Annotated in this window: 26 protein-coding genes; all 26 read left to right on the top strand. The window is 39.4% G+C overall.

Annotated elements, in window-relative coordinates:
* Positions 1-314: 314 nt before the first annotated feature.
* The 26 genes from flgB (at position 315) to A6754_RS13515 (ending at position 22,027) form a co-directional block, all read left to right on the top strand.
* On the top strand, positions 315-707 hold the full coding sequence (gene flgB, locus A6754_RS13640) for a flagellar basal body rod protein FlgB (protein WP_066446614.1): 393 nt from the start codon (positions 315-317) through the stop codon (positions 705-707).
* Positions 708-709: 2 nt separating this feature from the next.
* Positions 710-1,159, top strand: coding sequence for a flagellar basal body rod protein FlgC (gene flgC / locus A6754_RS13635; RefSeq protein WP_066446612.1), 450 nt, complete (start codon positions 710-712; stop codon positions 1,157-1,159).
* 15 nt (positions 1,160-1,174) lie between these two features.
* Positions 1,175-1,483, top strand: coding sequence for a flagellar hook-basal body complex protein FliE (gene fliE, locus A6754_RS13630; protein ID WP_066446610.1), 309 nt, complete (start codon positions 1,175-1,177; stop codon positions 1,481-1,483).
* Positions 1,484-1,625: 142 nt separating this feature from the next.
* Positions 1,626-3,224: a flagellar basal-body MS-ring/collar protein FliF gene (gene fliF / locus A6754_RS13625; RefSeq protein ID WP_066446608.1), complete on the top strand. Its 1,599-nt coding sequence runs from the start codon at positions 1,626-1,628 to the stop codon at positions 3,222-3,224.
* A 14-nt stretch (positions 3,225-3,238) separates the two neighbouring features.
* On the top strand, positions 3,239-4,255 hold the full coding sequence (gene fliG, locus A6754_RS13620) for a flagellar motor switch protein FliG (protein ID WP_066446606.1): 1,017 nt from the start codon (positions 3,239-3,241) through the stop codon (positions 4,253-4,255).
* Positions 4,248-5,009 carry a flagellar assembly protein FliH gene (gene fliH, locus A6754_RS13615; protein WP_180320226.1) on the top strand — a complete coding sequence of 254 codons (762 nt, stop codon included), beginning with the start codon at positions 4,248-4,250 and terminating at the stop codon, positions 5,007-5,009. Before fliG ends, fliH begins: the two co-directional genes overlap by 8 nt.
* Positions 5,009-6,325, top strand: a complete 1,317-nt coding sequence (fliI, locus tag A6754_RS13610) for a flagellar protein export ATPase FliI (protein WP_066446600.1) — start codon at positions 5,009-5,011, stop codon at positions 6,323-6,325. The genes fliH and fliI overlap by 1 nt, the downstream gene beginning before the upstream one ends.
* Positions 6,326-6,330: 5 nt before the next feature.
* A complete protein-coding gene (gene fliJ / locus A6754_RS13605) occupies positions 6,331-6,774 on the top strand; it encodes a flagellar export protein FliJ (RefSeq protein ID WP_066446598.1) in 444 nt (147 codons plus the stop codon).
* A gap of 8 nt (positions 6,775-6,782) precedes the next feature.
* Positions 6,783-7,397: a MotE family protein gene (locus A6754_RS13600; RefSeq protein ID WP_066446594.1), complete on the top strand. Its 615-nt coding sequence runs from the start codon at positions 6,783-6,785 to the stop codon at positions 7,395-7,397.
* A gap of 31 nt (positions 7,398-7,428) precedes the next feature.
* Entirely contained in the window at positions 7,429-8,712 is a 1,284-nt protein-coding gene (locus tag A6754_RS13595; protein ID WP_066446591.1) for a flagellar hook-length control protein FliK, read from the top strand.
* An 8-nt stretch (positions 8,713-8,720) separates the two neighbouring features.
* Positions 8,721-9,365, top strand: coding sequence for a flagellar hook assembly protein FlgD (gene flgD, locus A6754_RS13590; protein WP_066446590.1), 645 nt, complete (start codon positions 8,721-8,723; stop codon positions 9,363-9,365).
* Positions 9,366-9,379: 14 nt separating this feature from the next.
* Entirely contained in the window at positions 9,380-9,766 is a 387-nt protein-coding gene (locus A6754_RS13585) for a TIGR02530 family flagellar biosynthesis protein (RefSeq protein ID WP_066446588.1), read from the top strand.
* 73 nt (positions 9,767-9,839) lie between these two features.
* Positions 9,840-11,009, top strand: coding sequence for a flagellar hook protein FlgE (locus tag A6754_RS13580; RefSeq protein WP_066446586.1), 1,170 nt, complete (start codon positions 9,840-9,842; stop codon positions 11,007-11,009).
* 53 nt (positions 11,010-11,062) lie between these two features.
* Positions 11,063-11,284, top strand: coding sequence for a flagellar FlbD family protein (locus A6754_RS13575; RefSeq protein WP_066446585.1), 222 nt, complete (start codon positions 11,063-11,065; stop codon positions 11,282-11,284).
* A complete protein-coding gene (gene fliL / locus A6754_RS13570; protein ID WP_066446582.1) occupies positions 11,274-11,705 on the top strand; it encodes a flagellar basal body-associated protein FliL in 432 nt (143 codons plus the stop codon). Before A6754_RS13575 ends, fliL begins: the two co-directional genes overlap by 11 nt.
* A 43-nt stretch (positions 11,706-11,748) precedes the next feature.
* Positions 11,749-12,747 (top strand): flagellar motor switch protein FliM, encoded by a 999-nt coding sequence (gene fliM, locus A6754_RS13565; RefSeq protein WP_066446580.1) that lies wholly within the window; start codon positions 11,749-11,751, stop codon positions 12,745-12,747.
* Entirely contained in the window at positions 12,737-13,990 is a 1,254-nt protein-coding gene (gene fliY, locus A6754_RS13560) for a flagellar motor switch phosphatase FliY (RefSeq protein WP_066446579.1), read from the top strand. The genes fliM and fliY overlap by 11 nt, the downstream gene beginning before the upstream one ends.
* Positions 13,991-14,020: 30 nt before the next feature.
* Positions 14,021-14,383 carry a chemotaxis protein CheY gene (gene cheY, locus A6754_RS13555; RefSeq protein WP_066446575.1) on the top strand — a complete coding sequence of 121 codons (363 nt, stop codon included), beginning with the start codon at positions 14,021-14,023 and terminating at the stop codon, positions 14,381-14,383.
* Between the two features lie 29 nt (positions 14,384-14,412).
* Positions 14,413-15,114, top strand: coding sequence for a flagellar biosynthetic protein FliO (locus tag A6754_RS13550; protein ID WP_257297764.1), 702 nt, complete (start codon positions 14,413-14,415; stop codon positions 15,112-15,114).
* Positions 15,111-15,776, top strand: a complete 666-nt coding sequence (fliP, locus tag A6754_RS13545) for a flagellar type III secretion system pore protein FliP (protein WP_066446572.1) — start codon at positions 15,111-15,113, stop codon at positions 15,774-15,776. Before A6754_RS13550 ends, fliP begins: the two co-directional genes overlap by 4 nt.
* A 12-nt stretch (positions 15,777-15,788) precedes the next feature.
* The gene (gene fliQ, locus A6754_RS13540) at positions 15,789-16,058 is read left to right on the top strand and encodes a flagellar biosynthesis protein FliQ (RefSeq protein ID WP_066446570.1); all 270 of its coding nucleotides are present in this window, start codon (positions 15,789-15,791) and stop codon (positions 16,056-16,058) included.
* Between the two features lies 1 nt (position 16,059).
* Entirely contained in the window at positions 16,060-16,836 is a 777-nt protein-coding gene (fliR, locus tag A6754_RS13535; protein WP_066446566.1) for a flagellar biosynthetic protein FliR, read from the top strand.
* A gap of 1 nt (position 16,837) precedes the next feature.
* Complete coding sequence (gene flhB, locus A6754_RS13530; protein WP_066446564.1) at positions 16,838-17,920, top strand: flagellar biosynthesis protein FlhB; 1,083 nt, start codon at positions 16,838-16,840, stop codon at positions 17,918-17,920.
* Between the two features lie 60 nt (positions 17,921-17,980).
* Positions 17,981-20,017, top strand: a complete 2,037-nt coding sequence (gene flhA, locus A6754_RS13525) for a flagellar biosynthesis protein FlhA (RefSeq protein ID WP_066446562.1) — start codon at positions 17,981-17,983, stop codon at positions 20,015-20,017.
* The gene (gene flhF, locus A6754_RS13520) at positions 20,014-21,168 is read left to right on the top strand and encodes a flagellar biosynthesis GTPase FlhF (protein ID WP_066446558.1); all 1,155 of its coding nucleotides are present in this window, start codon (positions 20,014-20,016) and stop codon (positions 21,166-21,168) included. Before flhA ends, flhF begins: the two co-directional genes overlap by 4 nt.
* On the top strand, positions 21,161-22,027 hold the full coding sequence (locus A6754_RS13515) for a MinD/ParA family protein (protein ID WP_066446556.1): 867 nt from the start codon (positions 21,161-21,163) through the stop codon (positions 22,025-22,027). The genes flhF and A6754_RS13515 overlap by 8 nt, the downstream gene beginning before the upstream one ends.
* The last annotated feature ends 2 nt before the right edge of the window (positions 22,028-22,029 follow it).

Below are 22,029 nucleotides of genomic sequence, written 5' to 3'. Positions count from 1 at the left end.
CCTTATAACAAGGTGTAACTTTATCCATTTGAGTAAAAACTCCTATATTGTGTTTGTGGCTATTACATCATATAATCGCAGTATGCCTATAATTCGACAAATAGCGCGCTTTGCGTTTTTATGATAAGAGAGAATAGTCTTATGCAAAAATTAATGAAAATAGTCCGAATGAATCACTAAAATTAACATAATGCACATAGACTTATTATTTCAAATTCATTACAATAAGATTTAAGTTGAAAATTGTCGTAATTCGTCGGAGAATATGTGTTTTTTTCAGATAATTATTGATTAAGGAATATGAGGTGGCAAAATTGAACTTGTTTTCAGGTACGATCTCGACGATTGAAGGTGCGTTAAATTACTCATCACTAAAACAAAAAGTGATCTCTCAAAATATAGCTAATGTGGATACACCGGGTTATAAGGCGAAGGATGTCAGCTTTAAAGACACTTTAAATCAAGCGATGGCAGGGGCTCAGAAAGCATATCGAACGGATTCCAGACATTATGATTTTAAAACAAATGCTTCTGCAAACGGAATTGTGTCACAAAGAAACGTTTCTTATAACGAATCAGGCAACAGTGTCGATATTGACAAAGAAATGTCTGATTTAGCCACAAATCAAATTTACTATAATGCGCTTGTTGACCGGATGAGCGGTAAATTATCAAGTCTGCAAAACGTTCTTAAGGGAGGCAGATAATCATGACAATTTTTCATAGTATGAACAATACGTCTTCTGCCTTAACTGCACAAAGACTTCGTATGGATGTTATCTCATCTAATATGGCAAATGTTGATTCAACAAGAAGTTTGAATGGCGGAGAAACATATCGCAGGAAATCAGTCGTATTGCAGCCAAAAGAAGGACAATTCTCGTCATTTCTAAATAAAGCAATGGGACGATCCAGTCAAACTGGAATAGGAAACGGTGTGAAGGTAACGGAGGTAGTAGAAGATGAGACGCCATTTAAAATGGTGTATGACCCTACTCATCCAGATGCCAATGAGGATGGCTATGTGGAGATGCCGAATGTGGATCCACTTAGAGAGATGGTTGACCTTATGAGTGCAACTAGATCTTATGAAGCGAACGTAACCGTATTTAATGCGTCTAAAAATATGATGATGAAATCATTAGAGATTGGGAAGTAAAGGAGGGATTGCTAAATGAATAATGTAACATTTTCGCCCGTGTCGCAATCTGTACAAAACATAAACAATACAACAGTGAATCGTACTACACCATTCGAAGCGCAGAAAGATTTTGCGTCCGTCCTTAAGGATTCTATTAATAAAGTTAATGAAACACAAATTGAATCTGACAAACTAACTGAAAAATTAGCTCGCGGAGAAAACGTTGATTTGCATCAAGTCATGATTGCTTCACAAAAAGCGAGTGTAACAATGACAGCTACTCTTGAAATACGGAATAAAGTGATCGAAGCATATCAAGAGATGATGAGAATGCAAGTTTAATAGAAAAGAATAAAATTTATTTGGACTATGCGCCCACAATGCATATACAGCTATAGCTTCTGAGAAGACATGAATTTAAGAAAATAGAAATGAATAATGAATTTTTTCTGAGAGGCTATGGCGGAACCATCGGGGGGTAATGATGAAAGAATCGTTTCAAAATTTCATAACAAAATTAAAAGAGTTTTGGAGATCGCGTTCAAAAAAGCAAAAAACTTTATATATCGGTTCTTCTATTCTTTTAATTATATTAATAATTGCCGGTTCAATCTGGGCAACTTCTACAAGTTTCGTTCCTTTATACAGCAATCTATCGCCATCGGAAACAGGGGCAATTAAAGAGAACTTAACGGCAAGGGGTATACAGTCTGAAATAGCTAATGACGGTACGACCATTTTAGTACCAGAAGAGATGGCTGATACGTTACTGGTTGAACTTGCTGCTGAAGGTCTGCCTAAATCAGGCGGCATTGATTATTCCTTCTTTAGCCAGAACGCTGGAATTGGAATGACAGAAAATGAATTTAATGTATTGAAGCTGGATGCTATGCAGACGGAGTTAGCAACGTTAATCAAAGGGGTTGATGGGGTTAACGATGCAAAGGTTATGATTAACCTTCCTGAGAAAGGCATCTTTGTTAATGATTCAACAGAAGCAGCATCTGCTTCTATCGTGCTTGATACAAAACCTGGTTATCAGTTTGAGGACTCACAAATCCAGGCTTTGTATCATCTTGTCTCAAAAAGTGTACCAAACCTACCTACTGATAATATCGTCATCACTAACCAATATTTTGAGTACTTTGATCAAAAAAATAATGAAAATTCTCCAGGGTCTACTTTTGCTGCACAGCATGAGATCAAAAAAGAAATTGAACGCGATGTGCAAAGACAAGTTCAAAGCATGCTTGGAACATTAATGGGACCAGACAAAGTGGTTGTTTCTGTTACTGCTGATATTGACTTTACCCAGGAAAACAGAGAAGAAAACCTTGTTGAGCCTGTTGATGAAGAAAATATGGAAGGCATCGCGATTAGTGCGCAGAGAGTTACAGAAACCTTCACTGGGAACGGAGATCAAGCTGGCGGAATTCCGCAAGGAGAAGATCCAGCTGATGCGTTAGGCACCACATATGTAGAAGGTGCTGAAGGAAATGGCGATTATGAACGAATTGAAGAGACAATTAACAATGAAGTGAATAAAATTCGCAGAGAAATTGTTGAAAGTCCTTATAAAATTAGAGATTTAGGCATCCAGGTTATGGTTGAGCCTCCTACTGCTGATGACCCTAACTCACTGCCGCAGGAACGAATTAATGATATTACCCAAATGTTAGGAACGATTGTAAGAACGACAATCAATAAAGATTCTGTAGAAGGAGAAATCACCGACGAAGCATTGCAAGATAAAATTCTTGTATCTGTTCAGCCGTTTAATGGCAAGGTGGAATTTTCTGAAGAAGCAGCAGCTGGCCTGCCATGGTGGGTTTATGCTATAGGCGGATTATTAATTTTAATTATCGCCGTTTTAATTTTCCTCTTTATTCGAGCTAGAAAGAAAGCGAATGATATCGCTGAAGAAGAAGAGGTTCTTGCTGAACAAAGGACATTTAATGTTCCGGACGTGAACGAAGAGACTGAAACAGAAGGTACTTTACGCCGCAAGCAATTAGAAAAGATGGCAAAAGAAAAGCCGGAAGACTTTGCTAAACTATTAAGAACTTGGATCGCAGAAGACTAAGGGGGGACTAAATCGTGGCAAGAAATGAACAAAAAGAATTAACAGGCAAGCAAAAAGCGGCCATTCTGCTAATCTCCCTTGGGCCTGATGTTGCTTCATCGGTATACAAGCATTTAAGTGAGGAAGAAATTGAAAAACTCACATTGGAAATTTCCGGGGTCAAAAAAGTGGAATCAGAGGCAAAAGAAGAAATCCTTGAGGAGTTTCACCAAATAGCACTTGCACAAGATTATATTTCACAAGGCGGTATTGGCTATGCGAAAACAGTCTTAGAAAAAGCTCTTGGTACAGAACAAGCGTCAGTCATTATCAACAGACTGACTTCTTCTTTGCAGGTGCGTCCATTTGACTTTGCCCGCAAAGCAGACCCTGGCCAGATTTTCAACTTTATACAAAACGAGCATCCGCAGACAATCGCACTTATTCTTTCTTATTTAGATTCAGCGCAGGCGGGACAGATTCTTTCAGAACTGCCTCAGGAAATGCAGGCTGATATCGCAAGAAGGATCGCTGTAATGGATAGCACATCACCGGAAATCATCAACGAAGTAGAACAAATACTTGAAAGAAAGCTTTCAGCAACTGTTACACAGGATTATACGCAGACAGGCGGAGTTGAAGCGGTTGTAGATGTATTAAATGGTGTGGATCGTGCGACAGAAAGAACGATTCTTGATGCATTAGAAATTCAGGATCCTGAATTAGCCGAAGAAATTAAGAAAAGAATGTTCGTCTTTGAAGATATTGTTACACTTGATAATCGCGCTATCCAGAGAATCATCCGTGATTGTGAAACTGAAGATCTTATGCTTTCTCTGAAAGTATCCAGTGACGAAGTTAAAGAAATTGTCTTTAGCAATATGTCTTCCAGAATGGTTGAGACGTTTAAGGATGAAATGGAATACATGGGTCCTGTAAGACTGCGTGAAGTTGAAGAAGCACAGTCAAGAATTGTCGGCATCATCCGCAGACTAGAAGAGTCCGGTGAAATTATCGTGGCCCGTGGCGGAGGAGATGACATTATTGTCTAGACTATATAAGGCTATAAATGACATCCCTGAAAAAGACCAAAAGATCATTAGAATTAAAACATTTGAAAATACTGAAGGCAGCCCTGAGCTGAGAAACCATGCACACACAGAAGCTGAGATTCAGCAGATCATATCCCATGCAAAAATGGAAGCAGAGCAAATGCTGAATGCAGCCAGAGAAGAAGTTAATAGGCTGGAAGAGCATATGCAAACAGAGCGGGAATCTCTACAGCAGGAAAAACAGGCACTGTTTGAGCAAGCTCAGTCTGAAGGGTATAGTGCAGGCTATGAAGATGGCAGGAAACAAGGTTATCACGATTATGCAGAGTATATAGCCCTTGCTCAACAGACAGTCGATCTCAGCAAAAAAGACTATGAATCAACTGTAGATCAAGCTGAAAGGACGATTCTGCAGATCGGCATCAAGGTTGCTTCAAAAATTATTAACGAAGACCTTTCGGGAAATGCAGAACATTATATTTCATATGTAAAACGTGCTCTAAAAGAAGCAAGGGAACAAAGTGATGTTCAGCTACATGTGCACCCGACACAATACGAGCTGCTAGTAAACCATAAGGATGAACTAATGGCTGTGTTTCCGAAAGAAACAAAATTGTACATTTTTCCAAACGACGAATTGCCTGAAAGCAGCTGTGTAATAGAGTCTGAAAGCGGCCGAATAGATGCTGCTGTTGATAGTCAGCTTAATGAAATAAAGGTCAAGCTGTTTGAAAAATTGGAGAGTGACCATTAATGCAGATAAATGATGCGCTGGATTATCTTGATGAAATAGACAGCTTTAAGCGATACGGAAGAGTAAATCGTGTGGTGGGGCTAATGATTGAATCTCAAGGTCCAGAAAGTTCTATCGGTGATGTCTGCTATATCCATATTGGAAAAAAGAAAAAATCAACCATATTGGCTGAAGTAGTTGGATTTAAAGGTGAAAATGTCATCCTAATGCCTTATACAGAACTTAATGAAATTGCACCTGGCAGTTTAGTGGAAGCAACGGGCAGTCCCTTAGAAATTAAAGTTGGTTCTGCATTAATTGGAAAGGCGATTGATTCATTAGGAAGACCGCTTGATGAGAGCAGTTTGCCAAGAGGGCTAACTAGTGTCCCTACTGATCAAAATCCGCCAAATCCGCTAAAAAGGCCGCCGATCCATGAGCCGATTGAAGTTGGAGTACGTATGGTTGACAGTTTGCTATCTGTTGGAAAAGGACAGCGTGTAGGTATTTTCGCGGGAAGCGGTGTAGGAAAAAGCACCCTGCTCGGTATGATCGCGCGTAATACAACTGCCGACTTAAATGTCATTGCTCTAATAGGTGAGCGTGGCCGTGAAGTACGTGAATTTATTGAAAAAGACCTGGGACCTGAAGGGTTAAAAAGATCTATTGTTGTTGTTGCTACTTCAGACCAGCCTGCATTAATGCGGATTAAAGGTGCATATACGGCAACAGCCATAGCCGAGTATTTTCGAGATAAAGGCTTAAACGTTATGCTAATGATGGACTCAGTCACCCGTGTAGCAATGGCACAGCGTGAAGTTGGACTGGCAGTTGGAGAACCTCCTACGACTAAAGGGTATACACCATCTGTCTTTGCGATTCTGCCTAAGCTCCTTGAGAGAACGGGTACTAATGAAGTCGGAACTATTACGGCATTTTACACGGTGCTTGTTGATGGTGATGATATGAATGAACCGATTGCAGATACAGTGCGAGGAATTTTGGATGGGCATTTTGTTTTAGATCGTGCTCTTGCCAATAAGGGTCAATATCCTGCCGTTAATGTATTAAAAAGTGTCAGCAGGGTCATGAATCAGATCTCAGCACCCGCACATGTGCAAGCAGCTGAAAGGCTGCGTCAATTCTTAAGTATTTATATCAATTCAGAAGATCTGATAAACATTGGGGCATATAAAAAAGGATCATCTGCAGAAATCGATGAGGCCATTAGACTTTATCCGCTGATTACAGCATTTTTAAAACAGAGGACACATGAAAAAATATCGATTGACGAAAGCATTCAGCAACTTTATCGCATTACCGGGAAAGGAGACTGACCCAAGTGCAGTTTCAGTTTAAATTCAATAAAGTACTGTCCATCCGCGAACGTGAAAAAGATGAAGCATTTGAGCTTTATAACCAATCTGTTAAACGATTTGAAGATGCTGCTGAGAAGCTTTATGAATTGCTTAAGAAAAAAGAGGATTTGGAATCCCTGCAATCAGAAAGATTACTAAGCGGTTTGCCTGTCCAAGAAATCAGACATCATCAGCAGTTTGTAGGCAACCTGGAAAAGACCATTCATCATTTTCAAAAGATGGTGATGAATACAAGAAGTCAGATGAATTATTTTCAGGATCGATTAATGGAAAAAAATATAGAAGTGAAAAAATACGAAAAGATAAAAGAAAAAAGCAAAGAACATTTTTATGAGGAATTAAAACAGCTAGAGGGCAGACAAATGGATGATATTTCGATACAGCATTTCGTCAATCGAGGAAATTAGGTGGTCGAATGGGAAAAAAGAATGAACTTGAAGGAAATCAAAATACAACAAGCAAGTTTCAAAAGTTTCTATATTGGTTTCTAATTCCCCTGCTTTTTGCGCTTGCAGTTATGCTGCTTGTTTTCACTTTACTTGGTCACAACGTTTTCCAAGTCACGAAAGAATATGGACAAAAAATTCCTATTCTTTCTTCTCTCTTTACTGAAGATCAAAATGCCAGTATGGAAGAATTTGAAAACAAAGTGTTTGAGCTTGAAGCCGATATAAAAGACAGGGAAGCTAGAATTACACAGCTTGAAGGACAGCTGGAAACAAAAGACCTTGATATAGAGCGAGCACAGCTTGAAAAGGAAAGATTACAGCAGGAAATAGATGAACTTAGAGCAATTCGGGATGAAAATAAACGGGCCTTTAAGGACATTATTAAAACCTATGAAACGATCTCCGCCAAAAAAGCTGCTCCAATTATCACAGAAATGGAAGATTCTGAAGCAGTCCGCATATTAGCAAATGTCAAACCGGATACGCTGGCATCAATTATGGAAAACCTGGATCCGGCAAATGCTGCACGAATGACAGGATTGCTGACAGCTGCAAAAGAAAACGAGGATGGTGCTGAGTAATTCTGCTTCCACGTAGAAGGGAGGTGAAAAAATGCAAGTTGCAGGATTAGGATTAATCAACAGTTTAAAAGCTTCCGGCAATAAATTTGCAGCTGGGGATGGAGCTGAAGGCTTTACTTCTATGCTAGCAGGTTTAATGGGAGGCAAAATAACCGCTCAATCAAACGAAGACAATCTTAATGGCGTAAAAGACATGACGGAAGCTGAATTGGCTGAAATTCTCGCTTTGTTTAATACTGATCAGCTTCTCGATTTAGAAAATGGTCTAGAGCTTTTTTCTAAAATAATGATGGAGTCCGATCAGTCACTACTGCAAATTCTTTCAGAAGAGATGGGGATTACATTAGAGGAACTTGGTGAACTTCTCACAAAGTTATTAGCTTCGTTTAAACAAGAAGGAAACAGCGGCGCGTCTGAAGAGGCTGACGCTGAACTGGATATCGAAATGGAAGGTAAGGAAGGTCAAGAACTTCAAAACATGGAATTGGCTATTATGCAGATGCTTGAAAAATTGGCTGCAGTAAAGTCTGCTTCATTTAATGGAAGTGGTGATCGAGACTTTCTGATGGGAATGAAAGCCGTTAAGCTTTTTGACCTCTTATCTGCACATCAGGATATCGCTGGGAAAGACGTAAACCTAAAGGATTTCTTAAAAAGTTTTCATGATGGGCTTCAGGAATTGATGAGTACAAAATCAGCAGCTAATCGTGAAATGGCCTTTAAATTATTTTCTGGAGTATCAGAAGAATTGTCAGACCAGCTTAATTCAAATGCAACTGGCTTAGAGACGTTTAAACCGAAAACGGAAGGTTTATCTGCTGGTTTTCTGCAATTCCAGCAAATGGCAAAACCTGAACAGTTGACCCTAATGTTGAGTCAAAACGGAAAACCAGTTTCCACACAGCAGCTCATGCAGCAGTTTGAGTCAATTCTGGCCAAAAGTCATTTAATGAAAAATGGTGAAACTCAAAGACTATTTATTAAATTAAATCCAGAGCATCTAGGTGCTTTAAGAATTGAATTAATCCAAAAAGATTCGACGATGATTGCAAGAATACTAACTTCAACTGCAGCGGCTAAAGAAGCACTAGATGCGAACTTAAACGGATTAAAAAATGCATTTTCTGCGCAGAATCTTCAAGTAGAGAAAGTGGAGATTACCCAGCAGATGAATCAGCAGGAAAGATTCTTTCATAAAGAACAGCAATCTGAACAAGAGCGCCAGCAGTCTCGACAGCCAGATAAACAGCAGCAGGAAACTGAAAATAGCTTTGGAGACTCCTTTGAGGAAGCATTATTGAATACGGAAGCGTAGGTGAGAAAATGACAAATTCTATTGATTCTGCTTTATTGCTGTCAAACTATCAAAATCAAACAAAAAAAACGGGCAGTGATGTGTTAGGAAAAGATGACTTTTTGAAGATTTTAATGGCACAGCTGCAAAACCAGGATCCTTCAAGCCCAATGGAAGATAAAGACTTTATTGCGCAAATGGCTACTTTTTCATCATTAGAGCAAATGACAAACATGAATACAACACTTCAAAGCTTTCTGAAAATGCAGGAGCAAAGCCAGATGATCTCCTACAATGCTTTTATTGGAAAAGAAGTGAGCTGGCATAAAGTATCTGAAGCAGAAGGTGAAAATGATGTCCCAGTCATTGAAGAAGGAACTGGAAAAGTAGCTTCCATTCAATTCAAGGATAATAGCGTGAATTTTATACTTGAAGATGGAACTAAACTGACTCCAGCTAACATCTCACAAGTAAATGAAACTTCGAAGGAAAATGCGATGCTTCAAGCAAGCATGATGATTGGCAAAACAGTAACATATCTGGATGCTGATAAAAAGGAGCATATCGCTTCTATTCAGTCTGTGTCCTTCAAAAATGGCAAAACATCTTTCCAGCTTGATGATGAAGCCAAAACAGCTATTTCTTCTTCACAGATTGTAAAAATTGAATCTTAAAAGGAAGCGATTGGATGAGCAACTATATGTTTCGTCCGATTCATACCCAGCCGGTTATAAAACCGCAGCCACAACAGAAACTACAGCAAAAGGCCGCTGAGAAGCCCTTTACAGAGCATTTAAAATCAGCATTAGGCGCAAATGAGAAGTTATTGATTAGCAAACATGCTAAAGAACGACTGCAGCAGCGTGGCATTACCATTGACGATGAAAAGTGGAAAAGCATTGAAAGTAAAGTGTCAGAAGCCAAAAGAATGGGTGTAAAAGAAGCACTTGTATTGCTGAAAGATGCAGCTCTAATCGTTAGCGCGAACAATCAAACCGTTATTACCGCCATGGATCGGACAGAAGCCGAATCACAGATTTTTACTAATATTACTGGAACAATTGTAATGGACTAAATGGCTGGACCTTAAGAAGGAAGCCAACACCTGCCGACTGACAGACGCAGGTAATATGGGAGGAGAAAAAAACATGCTACGTTCAATGTATTCAGGAATAAGCGGGATGAAAAATTTTCAGACAAAGTTAGATGTTATTGGTAATAATATAGCAAACGTGAATACCTATGGCTTTAAAAAAGGGCGTGTAACGTTTAAAGACACAATGAACCAGACGGTTGCAGGCGCGAGTGCAGCACAGGAAAACCGCGGTGGTAAAAATGCGATGCAGGTGGGTCTTGGTTCGACTCTTGCTACCATTGATACCATTCACACGGGTTCAAGTTTACAAACAACTGGACGTTCACTGGACTTGGGTATTGATGGAGATGGCTATTTCGTTGTAAGTCAAGGTCAATCACAATATTACACAAGAGCAGGAAACTTTTATTTAGATGATAACGGTACTCTTGTGAATGCGGACGGTTTAAAGGTTCAGTCTTATGAAAATGGTGTTTTAAGTGATATCACAGTCAATGTTAATGCAATGCTTCCTGCTGTGGTAACGGATGAAATTACCCTTGAAGGCAATTTGCCATCAGACGCAAGTGGTGCGAATGAATTAGTACAGCAAATTAAAGTTGTAGATGCAAATGGCGATGCACAGGTTCTTGATGTGGAGTTTAAAGGAACGGGCAACAATTGGACTGTTCAATTGTGGAATAGAAATGTCGATCCTGCACAGCCTAGTCCTGCAACTCCGCAAGCAATTACGTTTCCGAATCAGGCGAACTCCAATATTGCATTGAGTGGATTTACTCCTGCACAAAACGTAACGATAAATTTTAGCGGTCTAACAAATCAGCCTGGTTCTATCACAGCAATGGCGAATCCAAATGGAAACACTGCTGGTATGCTGGAAAGCTTTAATATCGGTTCTTTAGGTGAAATTAATGGTGTATATTCAAATGGTGAAATTGGGACACTAGGCCAGCTTGCTATTGCTAAGTTCAGTAACGGATCTGGTCTTCTAAAAGCAGGAAACAGCTTATTCCAAGAGACTGTTAACTCTGGTGTTGCCAATATTAATGTTGCAGGTGAAGGTAGAGGAGTTGTCGCAGCCGGGTCACTTGAAATGTCAAATGTTGACCTTTCCGAAGAATTTACAGAAATGATTACTGCACAGCGCGGATTCCAATCCAATACACGTATCATTACAACTTCAGATGAAATACTGCAGGAACTTGTTAACCTAAAACGATAGATTAAGGGAGGGACAGGGTTAAAGGCAGCTCGTCTTTAACCCTGAAAATCAAAGTGATAAAAGTATCTCGGTTAAATGGAAAATCATTTATACTTAATGCCATGTTAATTGAAACAATAGAATCTTTTCCAGATACAACGATCATGCTCACAAATGGACGTAAGTATGTTGTAAAAGAATCAGAAGAACAAGTATATGCTATGATTACATCACTATATAAAACAATAGGCCTTGCAGGAATGCAGCATGCGGGAGGCAATGAAGATGAAGAATAATAAACTGTTAATGATCATGATATTTATACTTATTGCCATAGCGCTTGTTGGGGCTATTGTGTATTTTACTGTCACAAATCTTAATGCAGGACCTGAAGAAGAAAAGGAACCTTCCATTGATGAGGTCATTGAAGCTTCAGTTGAAATTCCGGAGATTACGACCAACTTAGCAAGCGGTGAATATTTGAAAATTTCCTTTATGGTTCAAACCGATGACAAAAAGGCAAAGGAAGAACTGGAAAAGCGCAGTTTTCAAGTGAAAAATATTATTATTCAGGAACTTGCTGATATGAACGCGGAAGAAGTTCAAGGAAAAGACGGTCAGCTTTCCCTGCAGGAAAATTTTAAAGCTAAGGTCAATGAATTAATGCAAGAGGGACAAATCGTGAAAGTCTATATTACAGAATCCCTCCTCCAATAAATAATTGAAATCATCTACTAACATTCTAAATGGAGGTGGGAACATGAGTAGTGAAGTTCTGTCGCAAAATGAAATTGATGCATTGCTGTCGGCTATATCGACAGGCGAGATGGATGCTGACGAGCTGAAAAAGGAACAGAGTGAAAAGAAGGTTAAGGTTTATGATTTTAAAAGAGCTCTGCGCTTTTCAAAAGATCAAATCAGAAGTTTAACAAGAATACATGAGAACTTCGCAAGATTATTAACAACCTTCTTTTCTGCTCAGCTTAGAACATATGTCCAAATCTCAGTAGCATCAGCCGATCAGATACCATATGAAGAATTTATCCGCTCAATCCCGAAAATGACGATACTGAATGTATTTGAAGTACCGCCGCTTGAGGGAAGAGTTTTAATAGAGGTTAACCCAAACATCGCCTATGCTATGATGGATCGAATGATGGGCGGGCGCGGCACCAGCTTAAACAAAGTTGACAATTTAACGGAAATTGAAACGAAAATAATGTCTAATACATTTGAAAAAGCGTTTGAAAACCTGCAGGAAGCTTGGAGTACGGTTGCAGAGATTGATCCGATTCTGTCGGATTTTGAAGTAAATCCGCAATTTTTGCAAATGGTATCTCCCAATGAGACGGTAGTTGTTATATCATTGAATACGACAATAGGTGACACAAGCGGTATGATCAATATTTGTATTCCGCATGTTGTCCTAGAACCCATTATTCCGAGGTTATCTGTTCACTATTGGATGCAGACTGAGAAAAAGGATCGGGTGCCAGGGGAACTGGAACGGCTTGAGAAAAATATCCAGCGGGCAGAGGTGCCGATTATTAGTGAGCTTGGAAGCTCAGATATTTCCGTTCAAGACTTCCTAATGCTTGATATCGGTGATGTCATTGAATTAGACAGGACAATTGACCAGCCGTTAATAATTAAAATTGGTGACGTTCCTAAATTTACAGGTCAGCCAGGAAAGATAAACAAAAAGCTTGCTGTGCAAATTTTGGACATTGTGAAAGGGGGAGAAGAGAATGATGAGTGATGGCATGCTTTCACAAGATGAAATTGATGCACTCTTAAGAGGAACAGATGGTGATCAGCCTTCAGAAAAAGAAGCTGCTGAATTAAATATTGATGAGTTAATCTCACCTATGGAACAGGATGCTTTAGGAGAGATCGGAAATATCTCCTTTGGCAGCTCAGCTACTGCTTTATCTGCTCTATTGAATCAAAAGGTAGATATTACAACACCTACTGTCTCCGTCATTCTTAAAAAAAGGCTAATTGAGGAATTTCCTCATCCATATGTGGCCATTCAAGTTAGCTATACGGAAGGTTTTTTAGGAAGTAACCTATTGGTCATTAACCAAGAAGATGCGGCTGTTATTGCCGATTTAATGCTTGGTGGAGATGGGAAAAACCCTTCTGACTTATTGGATGAAATTCGATTAAGTGCTGTGCAGGAAGCCATGAACCAAATGATGGGTTCTGCTGCCACTTCCATGTCGACGATTTTTGGAAAAAAGGTTGATATTTCACCACCAACTATCGATTTATTAAATTTACCAGATGGCGAGGGTATGGAAACAATTCCGCCCGATGATAAATTAATTAAAATTTCTTTCCGTTTAAAAATTGGTGATCTGATTGATTCAAATATTATGCAGCTTCTTCCGCTTAGCTTCGGAACGAAACTGGTCCATGAATTAATGAATCCAGGTTCTGAAACAGACTCAGCAAGCAGTCCTGAACAACCTGCTGCTGTAGAGTTGAACAAACAGCAAGAGACTGTTCATGAATCACAACACACTGCACAGTATACAATGCAGCCAGAGCAACAGCCAGTACCTCAAGCTCAGCCGATGCCGCAGCATCAAGCTCCGCCGCAAGCCCAGCAAATGCAGCAGCAAAGCTACCAGGCTCCGCCGCAGCATATTGGCACAAGCTTTCAGGGCAGCATTCAGCCCAACGTTCAGCCTGCTGTGTTCTCGGAGTTCGATCCATACCAGAATCAGCCTGCAGAAACTAAAAATCTGAACATGCTGCTGGATATTCCGCTTCAGATTACCGTGGAGCTAGGAAGAACAAAACGCTCTGTCAAAGAAATTTTAGAACTTTCCGCAGGATCGATTATCGAATTGGACAAGCTTGCTGGTGAACCGGTGGATATTTTAGTCAACAACCGCTTAATTGCCCAAGGTGAGGTAGTGGTTATTGACGAAAACTTTGGAGTTCGGTTGACAGATATTATCAGCCAGACAGACAGAATTAAAAAACTGAAATAAACAATTAGAATAATGGGGGTAATGTTGGAAATGTCGCACAAAATATTAATAGTAGATGACGCAGCATTCATGAGAATGATGATTAAGGACATTTTAACGAAAAATGGTTTTGAAGTAGTAGGAGAAGCTGCAGACGGTGCACAGGCTGTAGAAAAATATAAAGAAACAACTCCTGATTTAGTAACTATGGATATCACAATGCCTGAAATGGACGGAATTACAGCATTAAAAGAAATTAAAAAAATTAATCCTAACGCAAAAATTATCATGTGTTCTGCAATGGGTCAGCAGGCAATGGTTATTGATGCCATTCAAGCTGGCGCGAAAGACTTTATTGTTAAGCCATTCCAGGCTGATCGTGTAATCGAAGCAATTTCAAAAACGTTAGGATAAAGACTAGAACATATAGAGGGTGCAAAGCGTTGTTAAAAAAAGGACTGCAAATCGTCATGCCGGTTCTTTTCATCTTTGCTGTGCTGGGGCTGCCAATAACAGCCTCAGCTGAGCAAATTGAAAGTGTGAAGGACTATTTAGAACAAAAGGGCGATAGTGAAAAGACCGAAACTACAGAGGAACAAGAAGAAACAGATACAGGTGCAGAAACAGAGCCAGAAACAGAAACTCCAGGGCAAGTTGCTGAAGCAGACAATATAGGATTTAGCTTTTGGGATGTTTTTAAAATGATTGCTGCAACCATCTTTGTTGTCGGTCTCTTATATGCACTTTTAAAAGTCATCAATAAGAGAAATAGGACCTTCCAATCAACACAATTAGTGGAAAACCTAGGAGGAACTTCTTTAGGCAATAATCGATCCATTCAAATTATTAAAGCTGGAGAATCATTGCTTATTGTCGGTGTTGGTGAGAATATTCAAGTTCTGAAGGAAATTAATGATCCGGACGAATACAGCCAAATGCTCTCAATTTATAACAGCAAAATGGATCAGCTTGTTCAGCCAAGCGATATTGTGACAAAGGCAATAAATGCTCTGAGAAATCCTCAATCGCAAAAAGAGAAAGGGAACAGCTTTCAAACGATCCTAAAAAAACAAATGGATGACATGGCGCAAAGCAGAAAAAAGATCCTTGATGAAATGAAGAAGAAAGGATCTGACGACAAATGAATGAGTTTATGGAAATATTTAATGGCAGTTCGCCTGAAAATGTCTCGACATCTGTAAGGCTTGTCTTATTGTTGACCGTCTTGTCTTTAGCGCCAAGCATTCTGATATTAATGACATGTTTCACAAGAATCGTGATTGTTCTCTCCTTTGTCAGAACGGCGCTTGCTACACAGCAAATGCCACCAAACCAAGTAATTATTGGATTAGCTCTGTTTTTAACCTTTTTTATTATGGCCCCAACCTTTCATGAGGTAAATGAACAGGCGCTGACGCCATTATTTAACGAAGAAATTAACTTAGAAGAAGCCTACGAACTTGCTGCTGTTCCTTTTAAAGAGTTTATGAGTGCCCATACCAGGCAAAAGGATCTTGCATTATTTTTAGAATACTCAGGAGCAGATACACCGGAAACAATTCAGGATATCCCTCTGACCGCGCTCGTGCCTGCCTTTGCCATTAGTGAAATCAAAACAGCCTTTCAAATTGGTTTTATGATTTTTATTCCATTCCTTGTCATTGATATGGTAGTAGCAAGTGTGCTTATGTCGATGGGGATGATGATGCTTCCGCCAGTGATGATCTCTCTCCCATTTAAAATTCTATTATTCATATTGGTAGACGGCTGGTATCTAGTTGTAAAATCTCTTCTACAAAGTTTTTAAGCAGGTGAAAAAATGACGCCAGAAGCAGTAATCTCAATTGCAGAGCGCGGTGTAATGACAGTTTTATTAATATGCGGACCATTGCTTATTTTGGCGCTAGTTGTCGGGCTGGTTGTCAGTATATTTCAGGCGACCACGCAAATTCAAGAGCAGACATTAGCATTTATACCGAAAATAGTTGCCGTTTTTGTTGGCTTAATCTTTTTCGCGCCATGGATGTTAAGTCACTTAATATCCTATGCAAATGAAATTTTTACAAATTTAACAAGGTATGTAGGTTAACATGTTAGATTTTTTACCATCTTTCCCTGCATTTTTACTTGTACTTGTTAGGGTTACATCATTTTTTCTAATGATGCCCCTTTTTTCTTATCGGTCCATTCCGAATTCTCATAAGATTGGTTTGGGATTCTTTATGGCCTGGATTATGTTTTATACGATGGACATTCCTGAATTTGAGATCGATGCAAATTACTTTATGCTAATTATCAAAGAAGCTCTAGTAGGTTTAATGGTTGGATTCATTGCCTATTTAATGATGGCTGCTATTCAGATTGCTGGAGGATTTATTGATTTTCAGATGGGCTTTGCGATCGCAAATGTGATTGATCCTCAGACTGGTGCACAAAGTCCGCTGACAGGTCAATACCTTTATACGGTAGCTCTTCTTTTTCTATTATCGGTCAATGGCCATCATTTGCTCCTTGATGGCATTTATCACAGCTATCAGTTTGTCCCAATCGATCAGCTGTTTATTCCATTTGGCAATGCTAATATGGCTGAATTTGTCATTAGAGCTTTTAATTCTATGTTCATTATCGCTTTTCAAATGTCAATTCCTGTTGTCGGCAGCTTATTTCTTGTTGATGTAGCACTTGGCATTGTAGCTCGAACTGTGCCGCAGCTAAATGTATTTGTTGTTGGACTGCCGTTAAAAATTGGAGTTAGTTTTATTGTTTTAGTCGTTGTCATGAGTGTAATGATGGTTGTCGTTTCGGAAGCCTTTGAAGCAACTTTAACAACCATGCGCGGACTGATGGAATTGATTGGAGGCTCATGACATGAAGCTTTTATCCTTGGACCTTCAGCTTTTTGCAGGTGAAAAAACGGAAAAAGCGACCCCAAAAAAGAAACAGGATTCACGTAAAAAGGGTCAGGTAGCAAAAAGTCAGGATATCAATACGGCACTAGTTTTGCTGGCTGTTTTTTTATTTTTATTCTTTGCCGGTTCCTATTTGATTAATATTTTGATCTATATTATGAGACACTCCTTTCAGGAATATATCATGCTTGATTTAACCGAAGAAGGAATTCAGGTAATTTTTCTGGATGTTTTAAAAGAGCTTGTTATATTTCTCGGTCCGATCATGGCGGTTGCGATGGTTGGAGGAATTATTGCTAATTATGCTCAAGTAGGTGTCCTTTTTTCAACAGAAGCGATTCAGCCGAAGCTTGAAAAGTTAGATCCAATTAAAGGCTTTAAAAGAATCTTTTCTGTTCGGGCACTAGTGGAATTGCTTAAATCAATGTTGAAAATTGGCTTTGTTGGTGTTGTGGCTTTCGCGATATTATGGATGCGGATTGATGAAATTCTTTATTTATCACAGAAGTCAATCGGAGCTGCGATGGCTACAATTGGCAGTCTGACCGTACAGATGGGTTTATTTGCAGTTCTTGCTTTGTTATTTCTCGCTGTTCTAGACTATTTTTATCAAAAATACGATTTCGAAAAAAATATCCGCATGTCAAAACAGGATATAAAGGATGAGCATAAGAACTCTGAAGGGGACCCGCTCATTAAATCGAAAATAAAACAGAAGCAAAGAGAAATGGCGATGAGAAGAATGATGCAGGAAGTGCCAAAAGCAGATGTAGTGATTACAAACCCTACCCATTATGCCATTGCGTTAAAGTATGATGATGCTGTTTCAGATGCACCCATTGTAGTTGCGAAAGGGGTAGATTTTGTAGCACAGAAAATCAAGCTCATTGCCAAAGAAAATGATGTTGCTGCTGTTGAAAATCGGCCGCTGGCAAGAGCGCTGTATAGTCAAGCAGAAATTGGGGAAGCAATTCCTGAAGAGTTTTTTAAAGCGGTAGCAGAAATACTTGCTTACGTTTATCGAATTAAGCACAAAATTTAATAGGAGATCCATCACCCTATTGAGATCGCTTCGTGTTTGTAATGTTAGGAGAGAGAATAAATGGCAATAAGAGACTTAACGGTGCTGCTGAGTGTCATAATGATCGTTGCGATGCTCATTATCCCGCTTCCGCATTGGTTATTAAGTATATTAATCATTGTGAATATGGCCTTGGCGCTCATGGTATTATTAACGGCAATGAATATGAAGGAAGCACTTGAATTTTCAATTTTTCCTTCCTTAATTTTGCTGATGACACTGTTCAGACTCGGATTAAACGTTTCAACTACCCGCTCTATTCTTTCAGAAGGTGACGCAGGAAAGGTTGTCGAAACATTTGGTTCTTTTGTGACGGGCGGCAATATATTAGTCGGAATGGTTGTATTCTTGATCCTTGTAATTATACAGTTTGTTGTCATTACAAAAGGTTCAGAGAGGGTGTCGGAAGTAGCTGCAAGATTTACCCTTGATGCAATGCCAGGAAAGCAGATGAGTATTGATGCTGATTTAAATGCCGGCATGATTTCTGAACAAGAAGCAAAGGAAAGACGGGAGAAAGTAAGCCGCGAATCAGATTTTTATGGAGCAATGGATGGTGCGAGTAAGTTCGTCAAAGGTGATGCCATCGCAGGAATTATAATTACAATTATTAACTTGATTTTCGGGATTGTCATTGGTATGGTTCAACTCGGCCTTCCTATTGCCGAAGCAGCAACAACGTACTCGATGCTGACAGTCGGGGACGGATTAGTAAGTCAAATACCTGCTTTATTAATTTCGACCGCTACTGGTATTGTTGTGACTAGAGCAGCTTCAGATGGAAATATCGGGAAAGATATTACATCACAGCTTTTCGCTTATCCGAAAATGCTATATGTGACAGGAGGAACCATCCTTTTGCTGGGTATTTTCACTCCGATTGGCATTTTTCTTCCCCTTCCAATTAGCGGGTTGCTTATTGTAGGAGGATACATGATATCTCGTGTACCTGAAACAAATAAAGAACAGCTTCAGGAAATGGAAGAAGAAATTGAAACGAGTGAGATGAAAAGTCCTGAGAGTGTGGTAAATCTGTTAAATGTTGATCCAATTGAATTCGAATTTGGATATGGTCTTATTCCGTTGGCAGATGCGAATCAGGGCGGTGATTTGCTCGATCGGATTGTCATGATTAGAAGACAGCTGGCTATTGAGTTAGGGCTTGTAATTCCTGTTGTACGTATACGTGACAACATACAGCTGCAGCCAAACGAATATCGCTTAAAAATAAAAGGCAATGAGATGGCACGCGGCGAACTGCTGCTCGATCACTATTTGGCCATGAGCCCAGGCATTGAAGATGACTCTATTGAGGGAATTGATACAGTCGAGCCTTCATTTGGTTTGCCGGCTAAATGGATTACAGAACAAATGAAGGAACAGGCTGAAATATTTGGCTATACGGTAGTCGATCCTCCTTCAGTTGTCTCTACACATATTACTGAAATGATTAAAATGAATGCACATGATCTGTTAGGCAGACAAGAAACAAAGCAGCTAATCGATCATTTAAAAGAAAGCTATCCGATTCTTGTTGAAGAAGTGTCACCAAGTCCTTTATCGGTAGGAGAAGTTCAAAAGGTATTAGCAAAGTTACTAAAAGAAAATATTTCAATCCGCAATTTGCCGATTATATTTGAGACACTTGCCGATTATGCGAAGGCTACAAGTGACACGGATATCCTCGCGGAATATGTGCGCCAGGCGCTGGCCCGCCAAATTACGAGCCAATATTATCAGCCTGGTGAATCCTTAAAGGTTGTTACCCTTTCCGGCAAGGTTGAAAAATTGATTGCTGATGCCGTCCAGCAAACAGAACATGGATCTTTCTTAACATTAGATCCGGGTGTATCGCAATCGATACTTGAATCAATTGCCTCACAAGTGGAACAATTATCTTTGATGGAACAGACGCCGATTGTTCTCTGCTCTCCGGCAGTAAGAATGTATGTGCGTCAGTTGACGGAAAGGTACTTTCCGCAAATTCCAATCCTTTCTTATAATGAACTTGAAGCAAATGCTGAAGTGCAAAGTGTAGGGGTGGTGAATGCTGAGTGAAGGTAAAAAAATATGTTGCAGAGTCCATGCCTGAAGCGATGAAAAAGATCAGAGCTGAGCTGGGTAACGATGCAGTCATCTTAAATTCAAGAGTCATACAGACAGGTGGGTTTTTAGGTTTCTTCAAGAAACAGAATATTGAAGTGCTGGCAGCTGCTGATTCAAAGCCTGAAAAAGAACAAAAACCAATGATCAAAAATAAACAAAGTAATCAAAAGGACATGGCAAAATTCACAATAGAAGGTCAAAAGTTACCAGTGAATGAAAATAATAATGACCCTATTCTTAAAGAATTGAACGATTTGAAAAAGCTGGTTGGAACGATGGGCAAAGAACATAATCAAAACACAGCCCATCTTCCCGCTCCACTGCTTCGCGTACATAACCTGTTACATGAGCAGGAAATTGATCAGCAAGTCATTTTTTCAATTGAACAAAACCTTCTTGAAAAATGGTATGCAAGCGGCGAGAGTGCAGAATCGTCTGTAGAAAAGTGGCTTAAGTCTGAAATGAATGAAAAGTTAACAAACATCCCATTTGGAGGCATTTCTTTTCAGAAAAAATATGTGAATGTAATTGGCCCAACAGGTGTCGGGAAAACCACAACACTTGCAAAGATTGCAGCAGAATGTGTGATGACTCATAAAAAATCAGTAGCTTTTATTACAGCTGACACGTACCGAATTGGAGCAGTTGAGCAGTTGAAAACATATGCGGAAATTTTAAATGTACCACTTGAAGTGTGTTATTCACTCGAAGAATTTAATATTGCTGCTGAAAAGTTCTCACAATATGATCTTGTTTTTATTGATACAGCAGGACGAAATTTTCGTAACAAGAAATATGTTGAAGATCTTAAGCGGACGATCGACTTTGAACATGATATGGAAACATATCTTGTCCTTTCATTAACTTCAAAGCAGCGTGATATGGAGGAAATATATACTCAATTTTCAAATATCCATATCGATAGGCTTGTTTTTACAAAAGCGGATGAAACTTCGAGCTATGGAGCGATGTTTAACCTTATTTATAAGCATCAAAAAGGCGCAGCTTATATTACAAATGGCCAGGATGTACCAGATGATTTGATCTATGCTACACCAGAAGCTATTACTAAAACAATAATCGGGGTAGATTCTAATGTATGATCAGGCTGCCAAGCTTCGTTCTAGAGTTGAAAACAATGGTGAAGGAAGTAAGACGCGTACCATTGCGGTTATGAGTGGAAAAGGCGGAGTAGGAAAATCAAATATATCCTTAAACATGGCTCTTACGCTAAGTGGGAATGGATATAAAGTCCTGCTGATTGATATGGATATTGGAATGGGCAATATTGATATTCTCATGGGAACCTCTCCACCGTACACCATTGCTGATTTTTTTCAAAACAATGTCGGGCTGGAAAGAATCATTGTCTCTGGCCCGCAATCGCTTCATTATATTGCTGGTGGAACGGGTCTTTCACATTTCATTGATTTTGATCCTATGCATATGAGCCGGTTTATGGATGAATTCCAGCAGCTGCTCTATCAATATGATTTTGTTTTTTTCGACATGGGAGCAGGTATTTCAGAGCACTCATCCAAATTTATTCTGTCTGCTGAGGATATAATTGTTGTAACTACGACAGAGCCTCCTTCCATAACAGATGCATACGCAGCAGTTAAGCATGTAAAATTGCTTAATGACCGTATCCCTTTTCATTTTATTGTTAATAGGGTACAAAACGAGAAAGAAGGAAAGGAAACGTTTCAGCGCATAAATGGTGCCCTTAAGAAGTTTTTAGGAATTGAAACGGCCTTTCTTGGTTCGATCCCTGATGATCAAAACATCTCAATGGCGGTAAAAAGACAGATTCCTCTTGTCCTTTATAATGATAGGTCACCGGCAGCAAAGGGAATCAAACAGGTTGCAGACCTGCTTATAAAGCCAATTGATGATATTCAGTCTATGAAAAAGAAAACCAATTTTGTTGCAAACTTAAGGCGTCTTCTCTTTGAAAGGTAGTG

Origin of the sequence: Cytobacillus gottheilii, from assembly GCF_001636345.1 — a bacterium.
GTDB classification, from domain to species: domain Bacteria; phylum Bacillota; class Bacilli; order Bacillales; family Cytobacillaceae; genus Cytobacillus; species Cytobacillus gottheilii.
Note: the sequence above shows the minus strand (reverse complement) of the source record. Positions and strands in the feature narration are given on the sequence as shown.